This is a genomic window from Corynebacterium efficiens YS-314 (genome assembly GCF_000011305.1).
GTDB classification, from domain to species: Bacteria; Actinomycetota; Actinomycetes; order Mycobacteriales; family Mycobacteriaceae; genus Corynebacterium; species Corynebacterium efficiens.
Map to the genome: position 1 here is coordinate 303,791 of NC_004369.1, position 15,270 is coordinate 319,060.

Annotated in this window: 17 protein-coding genes; 12 read left to right on the forward strand and 5 right to left on the reverse strand. The window is 63.6% G+C overall.

What is annotated here, in order from left to right; genetic code table 11:
• Window positions 1–70 precede the first annotated feature (70 nt).
• The gene (locus CE_RS01635) at window positions 71–679 is read right to left on the reverse strand and encodes a CueP family metal-binding protein (RefSeq protein WP_006770239.1); all 609 of its coding nucleotides are present in this window, start codon (window positions 677–679) and stop codon (window positions 71–73) included.
• Between the two features lie 417 nt (window positions 680–1,096).
• Here CE_RS01635 and CE_RS01640 point away from each other — a divergent pair, with 417 nt between their 5' ends.
• The 8 genes from CE_RS01640 (at window position 1,097) to CE_RS01670 (ending at window position 8,496) form a co-directional block, all read left to right on the forward strand.
• Window positions 1,097–1,819, forward strand: a complete 723-nt coding sequence (locus tag CE_RS01640) for a response regulator transcription factor (protein ID WP_006770237.1) — start codon at window positions 1,097–1,099, stop codon at window positions 1,817–1,819.
• Window positions 1,816–3,012: a sensor histidine kinase gene (locus CE_RS01645; protein WP_011074908.1), complete on the forward strand. Its 1,197-nt coding sequence runs from the start codon at window positions 1,816–1,818 to the stop codon at window positions 3,010–3,012. The genes CE_RS01640 and CE_RS01645 overlap by 4 nt, the downstream gene beginning before the upstream one ends.
• Before the next feature lie 124 nt (window positions 3,013–3,136).
• The gene (locus CE_RS01650) at window positions 3,137–5,464 is read left to right on the forward strand and encodes a copper-translocating P-type ATPase (protein WP_081447263.1); all 2,328 of its coding nucleotides are present in this window, start codon (window positions 3,137–3,139) and stop codon (window positions 5,462–5,464) included.
• A gap of 30 nt (window positions 5,465–5,494) precedes the next feature.
• Window positions 5,495–6,133 carry a YdhK family protein gene (locus CE_RS01655; protein WP_006770234.1) on the forward strand — a complete coding sequence of 213 codons (639 nt, stop codon included), beginning with the start codon at window positions 5,495–5,497 and terminating at the stop codon, window positions 6,131–6,133.
• A 298-nt stretch (window positions 6,134–6,431) separates the two neighbouring features.
• Complete coding sequence (locus CE_RS01660) at window positions 6,432–6,782, forward strand: WhiB family transcriptional regulator (RefSeq protein WP_006770233.1); 351 nt, start codon at window positions 6,432–6,434, stop codon at window positions 6,780–6,782.
• 91 nt (window positions 6,783–6,873) lie between these two features.
• Window positions 6,874–7,029 carry a DUF4177 domain-containing protein gene (locus tag CE_RS15150; RefSeq protein ID WP_006770232.1) on the forward strand — a complete coding sequence of 52 codons (156 nt, stop codon included), beginning with the start codon at window positions 6,874–6,876 and terminating at the stop codon, window positions 7,027–7,029.
• Window positions 7,030–7,033: 4 nt separating this feature from the next.
• Window positions 7,034–7,495: a RidA family protein gene (locus CE_RS01665; protein ID WP_006770231.1), complete on the forward strand. Its 462-nt coding sequence runs from the start codon at window positions 7,034–7,036 to the stop codon at window positions 7,493–7,495.
• 143 nt (window positions 7,496–7,638) lie between these two features.
• Window positions 7,639–8,496, forward strand: a complete 858-nt coding sequence (locus CE_RS01670) for an MBL fold metallo-hydrolase (protein ID WP_173362559.1) — start codon at window positions 7,639–7,641, stop codon at window positions 8,494–8,496.
• An 84-nt stretch (window positions 8,497–8,580) separates the two neighbouring features.
• Here the strand turns inward: CE_RS01670 and glxR are convergent, their stop codons facing one another.
• Both glxR and CE_RS01680 read right to left on the reverse strand, forming a co-directional pair.
• Window positions 8,581–9,264, reverse strand: a complete 684-nt coding sequence (glxR, locus tag CE_RS01675) for a CRP-like cAMP-activated global transcriptional regulator GlxR (protein WP_006770229.1) — start codon at window positions 9,262–9,264, stop codon at window positions 8,581–8,583.
• 258 nt (window positions 9,265–9,522) lie between these two features.
• A complete protein-coding gene (locus CE_RS01680; protein ID WP_006770228.1) occupies window positions 9,523–9,732 on the reverse strand; it encodes a hypothetical protein in 210 nt (69 codons plus the stop codon).
• A 64-nt stretch (window positions 9,733–9,796) separates the two neighbouring features.
• Between CE_RS01680 and nth the strand changes: the two genes are divergently transcribed.
• The 4 genes from nth (at window position 9,797) to CE_RS01700 (ending at window position 13,293) form a co-directional block, all read left to right on the forward strand.
• Entirely contained in the window at window positions 9,797–10,591 is a 795-nt protein-coding gene (gene nth, locus CE_RS01685) for an endonuclease III (RefSeq protein WP_006770227.1), read from the forward strand.
• Between the two features lie 5 nt (window positions 10,592–10,596).
• Window positions 10,597–11,175, forward strand: a complete 579-nt coding sequence (locus CE_RS01690) for a TlpA family protein disulfide reductase (protein WP_006770226.1) — start codon at window positions 10,597–10,599, stop codon at window positions 11,173–11,175.
• A complete protein-coding gene (locus CE_RS01695; protein ID WP_006770225.1) occupies window positions 11,175–11,939 on the forward strand; it encodes an NUDIX hydrolase in 765 nt (254 codons plus the stop codon). Before CE_RS01690 ends, CE_RS01695 begins: the two co-directional genes overlap by 1 nt.
• A gap of 157 nt (window positions 11,940–12,096) precedes the next feature.
• The gene (locus tag CE_RS01700) at window positions 12,097–13,293 is read left to right on the forward strand and encodes a MarP family serine protease (RefSeq protein ID WP_006770224.1); all 1,197 of its coding nucleotides are present in this window, start codon (window positions 12,097–12,099) and stop codon (window positions 13,291–13,293) included.
• Between the two features lie 21 nt (window positions 13,294–13,314).
• Here the strand turns inward: CE_RS01700 and CE_RS01705 are convergent, their stop codons facing one another.
• Both CE_RS01705 and CE_RS01710 read right to left on the reverse strand, forming a co-directional pair.
• Window positions 13,315–14,301 (reverse strand): alpha/beta fold hydrolase, encoded by a 987-nt coding sequence (locus tag CE_RS01705; RefSeq protein WP_006770223.1) that lies wholly within the window; start codon window positions 14,299–14,301, stop codon window positions 13,315–13,317.
• Between the two features lie 297 nt (window positions 14,302–14,598).
• Entirely contained in the window at window positions 14,599–15,189 is a 591-nt protein-coding gene (locus CE_RS01710) for a phage holin family protein (protein ID WP_006770222.1), read from the reverse strand.
• Between the last annotated feature and the right edge of the window lie 81 nt (window positions 15,190–15,270).

Below are 15,270 nucleotides of genomic sequence, written 5' to 3' on the forward strand. Positions count from 1 at the left end.
CATGCTGTGGTCCATGCTGTGTCTCATGCTGCGGGGACAACTGTGGGGTCGATCGGGTTCGGCGGAACCGCTAGGTCATGCGGAGATCGGTCACGCAGGTCGCCCCGTCGTCGCTGGTGGAGAATGCGGTCGTGCCCGTCCGGTCCTGGTGGGTGATCTCGATCGTGCCGGTGGTCTCACTGGGAAGCCAGAAACCGACGAAACCATTGTCGAAGGTGGTTGCCTGCTCATCGACCAGGACCTCCCCGGATGCCTCATCGGTGATGGTGACGTGGACCGGTTCATTGCCCAGCTCACCGAGGCAGGTGGTCAGACTGTGATAGAAGCAGTCATGTGTCTGGGTGAGATAGGGGGCGATGGACACATAGGTCTGATTCTCGGGCAGGTCGAGCACGAGCTCCTGGTTGTCATCACTCAACACCAGTTCATCGGTGCGCACCGAGGCGATCAGATCGGTGGGGCGCTCGGCGACGGGCAGTGCATCCAGGTGGTCGATGATCTGGGAGGCATCCAAGTCGGCCAGACCGTGGCTGGCGAGGAACTGGTCCTGGGTGGCTGCTGTGCCATTTGTGGCGGTGGTGTCCGCTGCGTCATTTGTGGGGGCTGGATCCTGGTTCGTGGCCGAGCATCCGGCCAGGGTGAGGGAGAGGGTGGCGAGGATGATCGCTGTTCTTTTCACGTGGGGTTCCTTGAATCGTGAGGGAGGGAGGGGATTGCCATTGACAGATGTTCTTGGTTCTTTCTCTAGCACACCCGGATCAGGTGGAGGAAATGTCAAGGTTCAGCCTGTGGGTTTGGCCGAGCGAGGGGGAATGACCCAGGGTGGCCCCGGTCACCGTCGGTCCCGGACTGAAGACATTGGAGACGCTCCAGCGTTCACCCCCGCCATGGAGTCGGGGTCTGTCCCGGTGTGAACCGGACTGGGGCATCGCCCTGTGGGCAGTCCTTTTCCGGCCACCGGGTCACGGGGTGGGCTGCGTGCACCACCGGGAGTCACCGCGTGTGGTCGGGGTGATATTTAAAGAGTTGATGAAGATTGCCCGGTGGGAGGTCTGAAACACCCGGATCATCCCCCGAGGGGGAGATACTGGGTGTCATGGCTGTCCAAACACCAACCGACACTCTGGCTGCGGGGCGCGTGCTCATCGTCGATGATGAAAAACCGCTGGCCCAGATGGTTGAGACCTATCTCCTCCGGGCCGGGTTCGAAACTGTTCAGGCACACACCGGGATCGATGCCGTCCATGAGGCGCGCAGATTCTCCCCGGATGTGGTGATCCTCGACCTTGGATTACCTGAACTCGATGGTCTTGAGGTGTGCCGTCAGGTCCGTGCCTTCTCGGACTGCTACATCCTCATGCTCACGGCCCGCGGTAGTGAGGAGGATAAGATCACCGGTCTGACCATGGGGGCCGATGATTACATCACCAAACCCTTCGGCATCAGGGAACTGGTCACCCGGGTGCGGGCGGTTATGCGCCGCCCCCGCATCACCGTCACCGGCCCGGGGACGGACGCCCCGTTGATCATCGGGGACCTTGTCATCGACCCCTCCGCGCATACGGTCCGCGTCGGGGGCGGGGCAGTGGACATCACGCCTACTGAATTTGATCTCCTGCTGGCCCTGGCACTGCGTCCCGGCCGGGTCTGTTCGCGTCGGGAGCTGGTCACCGAGGTGTGGGATACAACCTGGGTGGGTGATGAGCGCATTGTTGATGTTCATATCGGGAATCTCAGACGCAAGCTCGGTACCGATGCGCGGGGGAGGGGTCTTATCGACACCGTCCGTGGGGTGGGGTACCGGTTGGGGCAGGTATGACTCACAGGCCTGGACTGATGTTCCGTTTTCTGGCTGCCCAGGTACTGGTCGTGGCGATCAGTTTGAGTGTGGCAGTGGCAGTGGCATCCCTGGTGGGCCCTCCCCTGTTTCACGAGCACCTGGTCATGGCTGGTCTGGAGGATCCGTCCCTGGAGCAGTTCCACGCTGAACAGGCCTACCGGTATGCCAACCTGATCACGCTGGCCGTCGCTCTGCCCACCGCACTGATCTGTGCGGTGCTGACCAGTCTGGTGTTGTCTCGTCGACTGCGGGCACCCCTGCGGGATCTTACCTGTGCAGCTGCGGGCATGGCGAATGGGAATTACCATGTCAGGGTGCCTGTGGGGCAGGCCGGACCTGAGGTAGACACGTTGGCGCGGGCCTTCAACACGATGGCCACCAGGTTGGAGCAGACCGAACAGGTGCGACGCCAGATGCTGTCGGATCTCGCACATGAGATGGGCACACCATTATCGGTACTCGCGGTCTACCTCGACGGGCTCCAGGACGGGGTGATCGACTGGAATACCGCCACGCAGAAGGTCATCAGTGACCAGTTGAGCCGATTGACCCGGTTGACCGAGGACATGGATGAGGTCTCCCGGGTCCAGGAGCACCGCATTGCTCTCGAGCTGGCGGAAGAGAACCTGGCAGAGGTGCTCTCCACCTCACTGAACGCAGTCCGGGAGGCATATCAGGCCAAGTCTGTGGATCTGCAGCTGATTCCCGTTCCGCCACGGACCACGGTGGTTCTCGATCAGCAAAGGTTCGGCCAGGTGATGGGCAACCTGCTCTCCAACGCACTTCGTCATACCCCCGCTGGTGGCCGGGTGACCGTCCGAACCAGCCAGCAGGGACAGGATTTTGTCGCCATCGAGGTCGCTGACACCGGTGAGGGCATGGCAGAAGGCCAGATTGAGCATATTTTCGAACGTTTCTACCGCGGGGACACCGCTCGCAGCCGGGATAACGGGGGGTCAGGTATCGGCTTGACCATCTCCCGGGCTCTGATCGAAGCCCATGGGGGAACCCTGGGTGCTACCTCACCCGGCCTCGGGGCGGGATCTGTCTTTACCATCCGTCTTCCGCTTTATCCAGATGGTATGTCGACGAACCCCTCCAGGGGTGTTGCGCCGGGGCATGTGCACCCGCCTCCCCAGCCCCTTCCCCATATACCCCATGGGGGTATATGATGGCGGTAGTGCCCACCCAGTCCCCCGACACGAAGGAGGGATCCGCAGCATTTACAACGCCAGCAGCATTGTCAGGGCGTAGGAACCCCATTACCCCGATCCGGGGCAAGCGATAAGGAGAGTCATGAATACCCACCCGCACCACGGTGATCAGTACCATAAGCGCAGTGGACACGACCATCGCCGGCAAGCTGACACCCACGGTCAGGCCATGCCCGGCACCCCGCCGCATTCCGCAGTCGATGAGGAACATCCCCCGCCGGGGGACCATGGCAATCATCACCACCATGGTCACCATGGTCACAGTGGCCACAGTGACCACAGTGGCCACAGTGACCACAGTGGCCACGATCATGCAGGTCACAGCGGCCACGGGGGCCATGACGGCCATGGTGGCCATGACGGGCACGGTCATCACAGTGCGGAGATGTTCAAAAACCGGTTCTGGCTCAGTCTGGTCCTCTCGATACCGGTGGTGTTCTTCAGCCCGATGGTTGCGCACCTGCTCGGTTACACCATCCCGGAGTTCCCCGGGGCAAGCTGGATCGCCCCCATCCTGGGCACCGTGGTCTTCATCTACGGCGGTGACCCATTCCTCCGGGGTGGTTGGGCTGAACTGAAGGCGCGCCAACCCGGCATGATGTTGTTGATCTCCATGGCGATCACCGTGGCGTTTGTCGCCTCCTGGGTCACCACCCTCGGTATCGGCGGGTTTGACCTGGACTTCTGGTGGGAACTGGTCCTGCTGGTGACCATCATGTTGTTGGGGCACTGGATGGAGATGCGTGCCCTGGGATCGGCGTCCTCCGCATTGGACGCCCTGGCAGCTCTCCTGCCCGATGAGGCGGAGAAGATTATCGACGGCGCAGTCCACACCGTGCCTCTCGCTGAGCTGGCCGAAGGTGACGTTGTGCTGGTGCGGCCCGGGGCCCGGGTGCCTGCCGACGGCACCATCATCGACGGCGCAGCCGAGTTCGACGAGGCGATGATCACCGGCGAATCCCGCCCGGTGTTCCGCGACACCGGTGACAGGGTGGTCGCCGGTACGGTGGCCACCGACAACACCGTCCGGGTCCGCGTCGAATCCGTCGGTGAGGACACCGCCCTCGCGGGAATCCAGCGCATGGTGGCTGATGCGCAGTCCTCATCCTCGCGCGCGCAGGCGCTGGCGGACCGGGCAGCCGGGTGGTTGTTCTGGTTCGCACTGATCGCCGGAATCATCACCGCGATCGTCTGGACGATCATCGGCAGCCCGGACCAGGCGGTGGTGCGTACCGTGACCGTGTTGATCATCGCCTGCCCGCATGCCCTCGGCCTGGCGATCCCCCTGGTGATCGCCATCTCCACCGAACGCGCCGCCAGGTCGGGACTGTTGATCAAGGACCGTCTGGCACTTGAGCGCATGCGCACCGTTGATGTGGTCCTGTTCGACAAGACCGGCACCCTGACCGAGGGGGCGCACGCGGTCACCGATGTCGCCGCCGCCGCGGGCGTGTCCACCGGACAGTTGCTGGCCGTGGCCGCAGCCGCGGAAGCGGACAGTGAGCACCCCGTCGCCCGTGCGATCGTTACGGCCGCGGCGGAACACCCCGAGGCGGCGAAGCAGCAATTGGGCGGTAGCAACTTCACCGCCGCGACCGGCCGCGGGGTCAGGGCCACCGTCGAGGGCGTGGACGTCTTCGTCGGCGGGCCGAACATGCTGCGTGAACTGGAACTGGACATTCCGGCGGACATCGTCGATACCACCGACCAGTGGGCCGGGCGCGGTGCCGGAGTCCTCCACGTCGTGCGTGATGGTCAGATCATCGGAGCTGTGGCCGTCGAGGACAGGATCCGTCCTGAATCCCGCGCCACGGTGCGTGCCCTGCAGGACCGCGGGGTGAAGGTCGCCCTCATCACCGGTGATGCACGCCAGGTCGCCGACGCGGTCGGGCAGGAGCTGGGTATCGACGAGGTCTTCGCCGAGGTGCTGCCCCAGGACAAGGACACCAAGGTCCTCGAACTGCAGGAACGTGGGTTGAGCGTGGCGATGGTCGGCGACGGTGTCAACGACGCCCCCGCCCTGGCACGGGCCGAGGTGGGAGTCGCAATCGGTGCAGGTACCGATGTCGCCATGGAATCCGCAGGTGTGGTTCTGGCCAGCGATGATCCGCGTGCCGTGGTGTCGATGATTGAGCTGTCGCAGGCCAGTTACCGCAAAATGATCCAGAACCTGGTGTGGGCATCGGGCTACAACATTGTGGCCGTTCCCTTGGCTGCCGGCGTGCTCGCGCCCATCGGTTTCATCCTGCCGCCGGCGGTCGGTGCCATCCTGATGTCCCTGTCCACGGTCATCGTGGCACTCAATGCCCAGCTGTTGCGCCGCATCGACCTCGACCCGGCTCGCCTGGCACCGACAGACGCGGCAGGGGAGGAGGTGCTTGTTCAGAGTTCCGCCACCGCAACCCGCTGACCCCTTCTTGTTTCCACGAAAGGACCTCCCTTGAAGCACCACACCACTCTTGTTGCCCTCACCCTGACCTCCGTACTGGCCCTGGCCGCCTGTGGCGGGGAGACCGGGACGGACACCACCACGACTACGGCAACGTCAGAAACCACCACCACTACATCCGCCGCTGAGACCCCCACAGGCACGTCTGACACCACCACTCCCGGCTCAACCATGCACGGGGGCCCACACGGTGCCCATGATCACCCTGCCCATGGTGGTCAGCCACCGGCGGGGATCCAGACGGAGGAGAACCCGACCTACCCCGTGGGGAGCCAGGTCATCCTCACTGCTGATCACATGCCGGGGATGGATGGTGCCGAGGCCACGATCTCCGGGGCCTTCGACACCACCGTGTATTCGGTCAGCTTCATCCCACGCCATGGGGGAGAGCCGGTCACTGATCACCGGTGGGTTGTTCATGAGGAACTCGTCAACCCGGGTGAGGCCCCACTCCCTGATGGAACCCAGGTGGTCCTGGATGCCGGGCACATGTCCGGTATGCAAGGTGCCGAGGCCACGATTGACTATTCAACGCAGGAGACGGTGTACATGGTGGACCTGACGGTGGACGGGATGCACATGACCAACCACAAGTGGGTCACCGAGAGTGAGATCATGCCCGCCGGGTAGCCCCTCGGGGCCCGTGCTTGTCGACGAGCCGCCCCGCCACGCACATGCCCATCTCCGGGGGTGTATGCGTGAGTTACGAAGATGCGACGGCAACCCCGGGATGTACCGTGAAGGTATATGTGATGACATGTACTTGTCGCAGATGTGCCACTTCTGCCAGCTTGGGTGGGGTCCGGATTCTCCGGAATGAGATCTCCAAGACTCCCCCATATGGTGTGATGCATTCGACAGCAAAACTTGCATGTGATTACATTAACTTCTGTAACTAATCTGCGCGGTCCCCATTAAGGAGCGAGTCATGACATCTGTCATCCCTGAGCAACGCAACAACCCTTTCTCCCGCGATGGCATGGTGGCTGCACGTATGGACACCGCTGAGCGCGGTGAGTGGGTCACCCATGCCAAGTGTCGTAACGGTGATCCGGATGCACTGTTTGTCCGTGGTGCCGCCCAGCGCCGTGCTGCCGCCATCTGTCGTCATTGCCCCGTGGCCATGCAGTGCGTGGCAGATGCCCTGGATAACAAGGTGGAATTCGGTGTCTGGGGTGGTCTGACCGAGCGTCAGCGCCGTGCGCTGCTGCGCAAGAACCCCCACATCACCAACTGGGCGGAATACCTGGCACAGGGTGGGGAACTGATCGGTATCTAGACCGACGATCCCCGCTTCGGAGAGAAGGCTCGGGGATAGCGCCGGGGGAACCCCGCCTGATGGGGTGGTCTCCGAAGGTAGGATGGCACCCATGACTAAATGGGAATACGCCACCGTGCCACTTATCACTCACGCAACCAAGCAGATCCTCGATACCTGGGGTGAAGATGGTTGGGAACTGGTCACCGTCATGCCGGGGATGAACCCCGAGAACCTCGTCGCCTACATGAAGCGCGAGGTGGCATAGGTACATGACCACACACTCTGAACGTCTCGCCGAACTCGGCATCACCCTCCCGGCCGTCGCCGCGCCCGTGGCAGCCTATGTGCCCGCCGTCAAAACCGGGAACCAGGTCTGGACCTCAGGCCAGCTCCCCTTCGTCGCCGGTGAACTTCCCGCGACCGGCAAGGTCGGACTCGAGGTCACCGCGGAGGACGCCGCCGATTACGCGCGCACCGCGGCTCTCAACGCCCTCGCGGCTGTGGATGCCTTGGTGGGTCTGGACAAGATCACCCGCGTGCTCAAGATTGTCGGTTTCGTGTCCTCCGCCGAGGGGTTCACCGGTCAGCCGGCCGTGATCAACGGCGCCTCCAACCTCATCGGGGAGATCTTCGGTGAGGCCGGTGCCCATGCCCGGTCCGCTGTTGGTGTCGCTGAGCTTCCGCTCGGGGCGCCCGTCGAGGTGGAACTCGTCGTCGAGGTCTCTGAATAGATTTTCCATGAGTAGGCCGGAGACATGGTCTGTCTCCGGTTTTATCTTTTTCTGCAGCCTCCCCACGGTCTGCCTGAAGCCCGCGGTGGGGGATGTCCCTCCCCGGTTCCACGAAAGTCATCATGGGCGCTAAGCTGAACCTTATGGAGCATCCTGCTTATAGCCAACTGCGCCCAGTCACCCCGTCCGCCTCCGTGGTGCTGTGTCCCAACCCCGGCTACAGCTCACTTGAAGGCACCAACTCCTGGATCATCCGCGCATCTGAGGATTCCCGGAGCATCGTCATCGATCCGGGTCCGGAAGATGAGGGGCACCTCAACGTGCTCAACGCCAAGGGGGAGGAGGTCGGGTTGATTCTGCTTACCCACCGCCACCATGACCACGCAGACGGTGCCACCCGCTTCCGTCAGCTGACCGGTGCACCCATCCGTGCCTTTGATCCCTCCTACTGTGAGAAGGCCGGGGAGCTTGTCGACGGGGAGATCATCACCATCGATGGTGTGACCCCACAGATCGAGGTGGTCGCCACCCCGGGCCACACCCGTGATTCCGTGTCCTTCTTCATCTGGAGCGGCACCCCGCATGAGTCCACCCTGGAGGGCATCGTCACCGGTGACACCATCGCCGGTCGCCATACCACCATGATCTCCGAGACCGATGGTGACCTGGGCCAGTACCTGGAGTCCCTGGCCATCCTGGAGGAGCGGGGCAAAGACATCACGCTCTTGCCTGGTCATGGTCCCGAGGGGGATGATGTGTCCTGGTTCGCCCGCAAGTACATCGACCGCCGGGAGCAGCGACTGGAGCAGATCCGCGGGGTGTGGGCCACGCAGGGTCGGGAGGTCTCCATGAAGGACCTCATCGATGCCATCTACGATGATGTTGATCCGGTGCTGCGCGGTGCCGCCGAGCAGTCCACCCATGTGGCCATCCGTTACCTGCTGGCGCAGGAGCGGGAGGAATCAGGTCGTAATTCCGCTGTGGATACCGGCCAGATCTAGACACAGCACATCGAGAAAAACAACCACCGCCCGGTTCCCCGTTGTCAGGGGGCCCGGGCGGTGGGCTTGTATGGGGGTGAGCTACTAGCGCGCGCGGCGTGCCAGGTGCTCGGTGTCCACGATGAGCACGGACTTGCCCTCGAGGCGGATCCAGCCGCGGTGTGCGAAGGTGGCCAGGGCCTTGTTCACGGTCTCACGTGAGGCACCGACCAGCTGGGCGATCTCCTCCTGGGTGAGGTCGTGGTTGACGCGCAGGGCGCCGGCTTCCTGGGTGCCGAAACGGTTGGCCAGCTGCAGCAGGGTCTTGGCGACACGACCGGGGACATCGGTGAAGATGAGGTCTGCCAGTGAGGCGTTGGTGCGACGCAGGCGACGGGCCAGCACACGCAGCAGCTGCTCGGCGATCGCCGGGTGGTCGGAGACCCAGTTGCGCAGCATCTCGGAGTTCATGGTGGCGGCATGGACCTCGGTGACACAGACCGCGGAGGAGGTGCGGGGGCCCGGGTCGAAGATGGAGAGCTCACCGAACATGTCGGAGGGACCCATGATGGTCAGCAGGTTCTCGCGACCGTCATTGGCGTGGCGGGCCAGCTTCACCTTGCCGGAGGTGATGATGTAGAGACGATCACCCGGTTCACCTTCCTCGAAGATGGTGGCTCCGCGGGGGAAGCGGACGGTTTCCATGTCCTGGATAAGGTTATTGACCGCCGTCGGGTCTACGCCCTGGAAAATTCCGGCGCGCGACAAGATGTCCTGTACACCTTCCACTTACATTTCTCCTTCATCTGAACACATGTTGAGTTGGGTCCGGATGAATGGCAACACCTTCAGTGTTCGGGTCAAACAGTAATCCGGACGGTGCCTGGGTGGGGGCATCCTAATGTGTTATCCACACTCTACTATGCGATTGGTCACCGCAATAGTTGAAATGCCTAGATTGTCACAATTTAACCGGAGAAATCTAACTTTCACAGAAAGATAACAGCGTTATCTAATTAATTTCTCGGCTCTGAGCAGTTTAACTTATCAAGCAGCTTTAGGCTGCGACTGGGGTCCATCCTCGCCGGAGGCGCCCTCCCCGGCACCGGCAGCTGACGCATCATCCGAACTGCTGGTGGTGACATCCCGGGAGCTGTTGACATCCTGGGTGGACAGTAGGGAGGACTCGATCCGCTGCATGGCGAAGAGAAAAAACAGCAGGAGAAGCGGAATCAACACTACGAGGAGACCAGTCATAAGCCCACAGTGTAACGAGAAACGGGCTTCGCGTGCACACCAGGGGTCTGGCACTCTTAGATATATGGCTGCAGAATTCGGATCCATCACCCCACTCACACGCCCCCGCGTGGGTTCACACATCGCCAACAAGGGTGGTGAGACGGATATCGGGCGGAAACGTCGGGCCCGCCGCATCAACCGGACCCTGGCGGTGGCCTACCCGGATGCCCACTGCGAACTGGATTTCACAAACCCTCTCGAGCTCACCGTGGCCACCATCCTGTCGGCACAATGCACCGATGTGCGCGTCAACCAGGTCACACCGGCTTTGTTCCGGCGTTATCCCACGGCCTGGGATTATGCCAACGCCGATCGCGCCGAGCTCGAGGAGCTCATCCGCCCGACCGGGTTCTACCGCAACAAGGCGACCTCGCTCATCGGTCTGGGGCGCGCCCTTGTGTCGCTTCACGACGGGGAGGTTCCCCACACCCTGGAGGAACTGGTGAAGCTGCCGGGAATCGGCAGGAAAACCGCCAATGTGGTGCTCGGTGATGCCTTCGGGGTCCCCGGGATCACCGTGGACACCCATTTCGGGCGGCTGGCCCGGAGACTTAAACTGACGGAGGAGACCGACCCGGTCCGGGTGGAGCATGAGATCGGTGCACTCATCGAGAAGAAGGAGTGGACGCTGTTCTCACACCGGTTGATCTTCCACGGACGTAGGATATGCCATAGCAGGCGCGCTGCCTGCGGGGCCTGCATGCTGGCCGCGGATTGTCCCTCCTTCGGTCTGGAGGGCCCGGCCGACCCCATGGAGGCACAGAAGTTGATCAAGAGTGATGACAGGGAGCACCTGCTGAAGATGGCAGGGATGTAAAGCAGATGACAACGAGCGCTAAATGGTCCCTCGTGGGCGTGGTGGTGGTTCTCGCGGTGCTGGTTGCCGTGATCCCGCAGCTGCTGTCCGGTTCCACCACTGGGGACGGTGACGCGACCGGCGCGGCCGGGGACGGGGCAGGGGAGGCGTCGACAAGCATCGTGGCAGATCGCCCCGACTGCCAGGACGACGGTGCGGCGGGCGTGCAGCTGCCGTGCCTGGGCGGGGAGCAGGGGCAGGGCAATGACCTGCCCACCGTGGTCAATGTGTGGGCATGGTGGTGCGAACCCTGCAGGGATGAACTGCCCGTCTTCGACGAGTTCGCCGCCAGCCACCCCGAACTGAACGTGGTCGGTGTCCACGCCGACACCAACGCCGCCAACGGCGCTGCCATGCTCGGTGATCTCGGTGTCGGGCTGCCCAGCTACCAGGATGATTCCAACCTCTTCGCCGGCACCCTCGGCCTGCCCGCCGTGGTCCCCATCACGGTGGTGGTGGACCCCGATGGTGAGCTGGTGGGCACCTTCCCCCGCACCTTTGACAGCGTGCAGGACCTCGAAGCGGCCGTGGCGGGGGTGTTGTGATGCCCCGGCATCTGACCCCCAACCACCTCTACCCGGACCTGCCCCATGATTTCCCCGGTGAGAACACCGAACTGGCACCCGCCAAGGCCCCGGTGTGGATGCGGCGCCTGATGGACCGCATCGAGGCCGGTCACCTGCGCAATCCGCTGGCCGGCACCGAGGTCACCGGCACCACCCACGCCGAGAAACAGGCAGCGGTGCTCATGCTGTTCTCCGGGTCGGAAACCTCCTTCGACCTGCCCAATGATGCCTCCGTGCTGCTCACCCACCGTTCGCCGACCATGCGGTCGCACTCCGGTCAGATCGCCTTCCCCGGTGGGCGGATCGACCCCGAGGACACCAACGCCGTCGACTGCGCCTTCCGGGAGGCCTGGGAGGAGACCGGTCTGGACCGGCGCACCGCGACCCCGCTCGCGCAGCTGGAGGAGGTCCACATCCGGGCCACCGGTTACCCGGTCTATCCCATCCTCGGGCACTGGCACAGCCCCTCACCGGTGGCCGTGGTCAGCCCTGATGAGGCCGATGAGGTGTTCGACGCACCCGTCTACGAGCTCATCGACCCCGCCAACCGCCTCATGGTCGGCTGGCGACGGTGGAAGGGCCCCGCGTTTCGCATCAATGGGTATGTGATCTGGGGTTTCACCGGGGGTCTGCTCTCCGCCATCATCGACCAGGCCGGTTGGGCGACGGACTGGGACACCGACCGCATCTATGACCTGGAGGACACCCTGGCCACCTCCCGTAACAATGAGCCGCTGAGGTAGGAGCCGGGGCCGGGGGTGGACACACCGGGGGTTGAGCTGTACTGCTTTTCGCGGGTTTATGCCAGGGTCTGCAGGTAGCCTAAACTCGTTATTTTGAAACGCCCCGAAATCCGGCGGGTCCGCCCCGGGTTGTGAAAGAGTAGAGCGCCGTAGAACATTGTTAGCTTCGATCCCTGTCGTCGATATCATCATCGGCATCATCCTGGTGTTCGCGCTGTGGAGTGGGTGGAGACAGGGCGCCTTCATCTCCCTGCTGGCCACCATCGGCGTGGTGGCCGGCCTGGTCATCGGTGCGGCTGTCGCACCCCTGGCCATGGGTCTGACCGATTCCCCGGCCCTGCGGTTCCTGCTGGCGATCGGCACCGTGGTGCTGCTGGTGGGGCTGGGCAATCTCATCGGTGCCCACCTGGGGCACGCGATCCGGGATGGGATCCGGTTCCGCAGCTCGCGGTTTCTTGATTCCCTCGTCGGTTCCATCTTCCAGGTGCTGGCCACACTGATCGTGGCGTGGCTGGTGGCCATCCCCCTGGCCACCGGCATGCCCGGCACCGTGGCGTCCGGGATCCGGGAATCACGCATCCTCGCCTTCGTTGATGACAACACCCCCCGCGGGCTGGAGACCCTCCCCGCCCGGATCGCCGCGATGCTCACCGACACCGGTCTGCCACCGCTGGTCTCCCCATTCGATAATCAACCGGTCCGGGAGGTCGAGGCCCCCAACATCAATGTCTCGGATGTGGCCCTGGTCGAGCAGATGAGGCCCTCCGTGGTGCATGTCATGGGTGACGCCGGGGAATGCAGCCGACGTCTCATGGGTTCCGGATTCGTCGCCGCCCCCGACTATGTGATCACCAACGCCCACGTGGTGGCCGGAACGGACGCGGTCAACCTCGACACCGTGGTGGGCATCCGCGCCGCTGAGGTGGTCTTCTACGACCCGGACGCTGATATCGCGGTGCTCCACAGCCCCGACCTGGGGCTGGAGGCCCTGCCACTGTCCGATGATCCCCTCAACTCCGGGGCGGATGCCATCGTCATGGGCTTCCCCCACTCCGGGCCTTTCGATGCCTCCCCGGCCCGTGTCCGCGAACGCATCCTCATCACCGGTGCCAATATCTACGCCTCCGGCCAGCACGAGCGCGAGGTCTACTCGGTGCGTGGCAACATCCGCTCCGGTAACTCCGGCGGCCCCATGGTTGACACGGAGGGCAATGTTGTCGGTGTTGTCTTCGGTGCGGCCATCGACGGGTCCGACACCGGTTTCGTCCTCACCACTGCCGAGGTGGAGCGACGCATCGGGGACCTCCAGAGCCTGACCACCCCGGTGGACACGCTGCAGTGCGCCGTGTCCTGACCTGACCTGATCTGGTCGGTTTCAGGAGTCGTGGAGGAAACTGGCGATCATCTCGGTGAAGGCCAGGGGGTCCTCCAGGAAGGACAGGGCGGTGATCCCCGGGATGGACACCAACCGGAAGGGGCCGGAGGTGCGCGAACGTGCCAGGGAGGCCAGGTATTCGGTGCGGTTGTCACGTGGGGTGAGCAGCCAGACCGGGCAGCGGGCGATCTGGTGATCGGATCTGCCGGGCAGGGAGGCGGTCATGAGCCGGTTGGTGCGCACGATGGGGGTGAAGGTGTGGTCGATCGCCAAGGCCTTCTGACGGAGCCTGATCGCACCGGTGTAGGCATTACTGCGCTGATAGGACGCGGTGGTGCCGCGCGTCACCTCCCGGCGGGACGCACGGGGCACCACGAAGCGGATGCTGCGCAGCACCGGGATCGGGAGGCTGAACAGGGCGATCCTGGCGAGCAGGGAGCCGAACAGGTGGGGTTTGCGTCGTAAAGCACGGCGCAGGTCCGCCGGGTGGACCGCACCGAGTGAGATCACCCCGGCGGCCCGGTCGGGGTAGAGGGTGGACACCGCCCAGGCGAGGCTGCCGCCGGTGTCGGTGCCGACCAAGATGGCATCATCATGGCCGAGGGCGCCGATGACACCGTTGATATCCCCGGCGGAACGACGGATGTCATAACCACTGGGGGGCTTGTCGGAGAGCCCATAACCACGCAGATCCACCGCGGCGACATGGAAACCCCGCGCCGCCAGGGAAGCGATGACATCCTTGTAGTCGAACCACCCGCCGAACGCCCCGTGGAGGAGCAGAACCAGGGGATCGGCGGGGGAACCGGCGACGGCGACATGCAGACGCACACCCCGGACGTAGACATGATCATGACGGTAGGGTCCCTCCACGGCCACCACCGTGGGGGAACGCTCAATCGAGGCCACAGCACGGTTGACCGAGCGCCTCCGCCTCAGGGCGGTCCACCACAGCTTCCAGGGTTCTGTGAATCTCTTGATCACCATCCGACTCCTCGGGGACTCAGGGGACGCAGGGGACTGGTCAGCATGAACCGGGGAGCCACCCGGGGATGTGGTGCGTGTGGTCATGGGAATCCTCAGGGAATGGATAGACCGGGATGGGCGGGGGACGGGTCGCGACGGTACTGCGGGGGTGTCACGTGGGACACCGGGGGAGGTGACACCGGGAGAGCGGGCCCCGGATGCGCCCCGGGGGTGAAAACCCGGAGGGGGCCCGGTGCGATGGAAATAAACAGACCCCTGCGCTCCGCGGACGGTGGCGGGGTGAGAGGTCTGAGGTGGTTACTTCCTGACGGCTGTGGAACCGTGACCCGAGGGGATCGTGGTGCTGCTGGCTGCCGTGGATCCGGGGGCGTGGAAGTTCGAGGTGTAGAGACCACGCTTGTCGGAGCGCTCGAGGTTGGAGGTGGCCTGCCCAGGAACCAGGTTCTTCAGCTCGTTGACCGAATCAATGGTCTTCTTCGGCGCACCCATCTTCTTGACCTTCTTCCAGCCGAACAGTGCCAGCACAGCGGCAATGAGCAGCATGAAGAGGAAGACGATCAGGTAGGACAGCCAGCTGTCGAGCCAGATTTTGAGGGTTTCGGCGAGGAAGAAGAAAAAGAAGAAGGAACTGTAGAGCGCGATGACACCCGCTGCGCCGAAGGCACCGCCGCCGATCGCGGCCTTCTTCGCCTCGCCGGCCAGTTCCGCCTTCGCCAGTTCGACCTCGGCGCGGAAGAGGCTGGACATCTGGGAGGTGGCGTTGGAGATCAGCGTGCCGATGGAGGCTTCACCGCTGATGCTGGTATCGACGTCGCTGAGCGGGATCGCGTTGACCTTCGGTGAGAAGGTCTCCGTGCCGTCGGTGAAAAGGCCGTCATTGTTGCTCACTTGGAAGCTCCTCCAGTGTTCTTTAAGGCGTATAACTTGTGCATTCTTTAGACCCAATCGTGCCACGGATTTTCATCCGGG

Bases quoted from the DNA above. Each gene is read 5' to 3' on its own strand.
- CE_RS01695 (WP_006770225.1), top strand. From the start codon at position 11,175: ATGCCCCGGCATCTGACCCCCAACCACCTCTACCCGGACCTGCCCCAT.
- CE_RS01705 (WP_006770223.1), bottom strand. From the start codon at position 14,301: ATGGTGATCAAGAGATTCACAGAACCCTGGAAGCTGTGGTGGACCGCC.
- CE_RS01665 (WP_006770231.1), top strand. From the start codon at position 7,034: ATGACCACACACTCTGAACGTCTCGCCGAACTCGGCATCACCCTCCCG.
- CE_RS01690 (WP_006770226.1), top strand. From the start codon at position 10,597: ATGACAACGAGCGCTAAATGGTCCCTCGTGGGCGTGGTGGTGGTTCTC.
- CE_RS01650 (WP_081447263.1), top strand. From the start codon at position 3,137: ATGAATACCCACCCGCACCACGGTGATCAGTACCATAAGCGCAGTGGA.
- CE_RS01660 (WP_006770233.1), top strand. From the start codon at position 6,432: ATGACATCTGTCATCCCTGAGCAACGCAACAACCCTTTCTCCCGCGAT.
- nth (WP_006770227.1), top strand. From the start codon at position 9,797: ATGGCTGCAGAATTCGGATCCATCACCCCACTCACACGCCCCCGCGTG.
- CE_RS01680 (WP_006770228.1), bottom strand. From the start codon at position 9,732: ATGACTGGTCTCCTCGTAGTGTTGATTCCGCTTCTCCTGCTGTTTTTT.
- CE_RS01670 (WP_173362559.1), top strand. From the start codon at position 7,639: ATGGAGCATCCTGCTTATAGCCAACTGCGCCCAGTCACCCCGTCCGCC.
- CE_RS01640 (WP_006770237.1), top strand. From the start codon at position 1,097: ATGGCTGTCCAAACACCAACCGACACTCTGGCTGCGGGGCGCGTGCTC.
- CE_RS15150 (WP_006770232.1), top strand. From the start codon at position 6,874: ATGACTAAATGGGAATACGCCACCGTGCCACTTATCACTCACGCAACC.
- CE_RS01645 (WP_011074908.1), top strand. From the start codon at position 1,816: ATGACTCACAGGCCTGGACTGATGTTCCGTTTTCTGGCTGCCCAGGTA.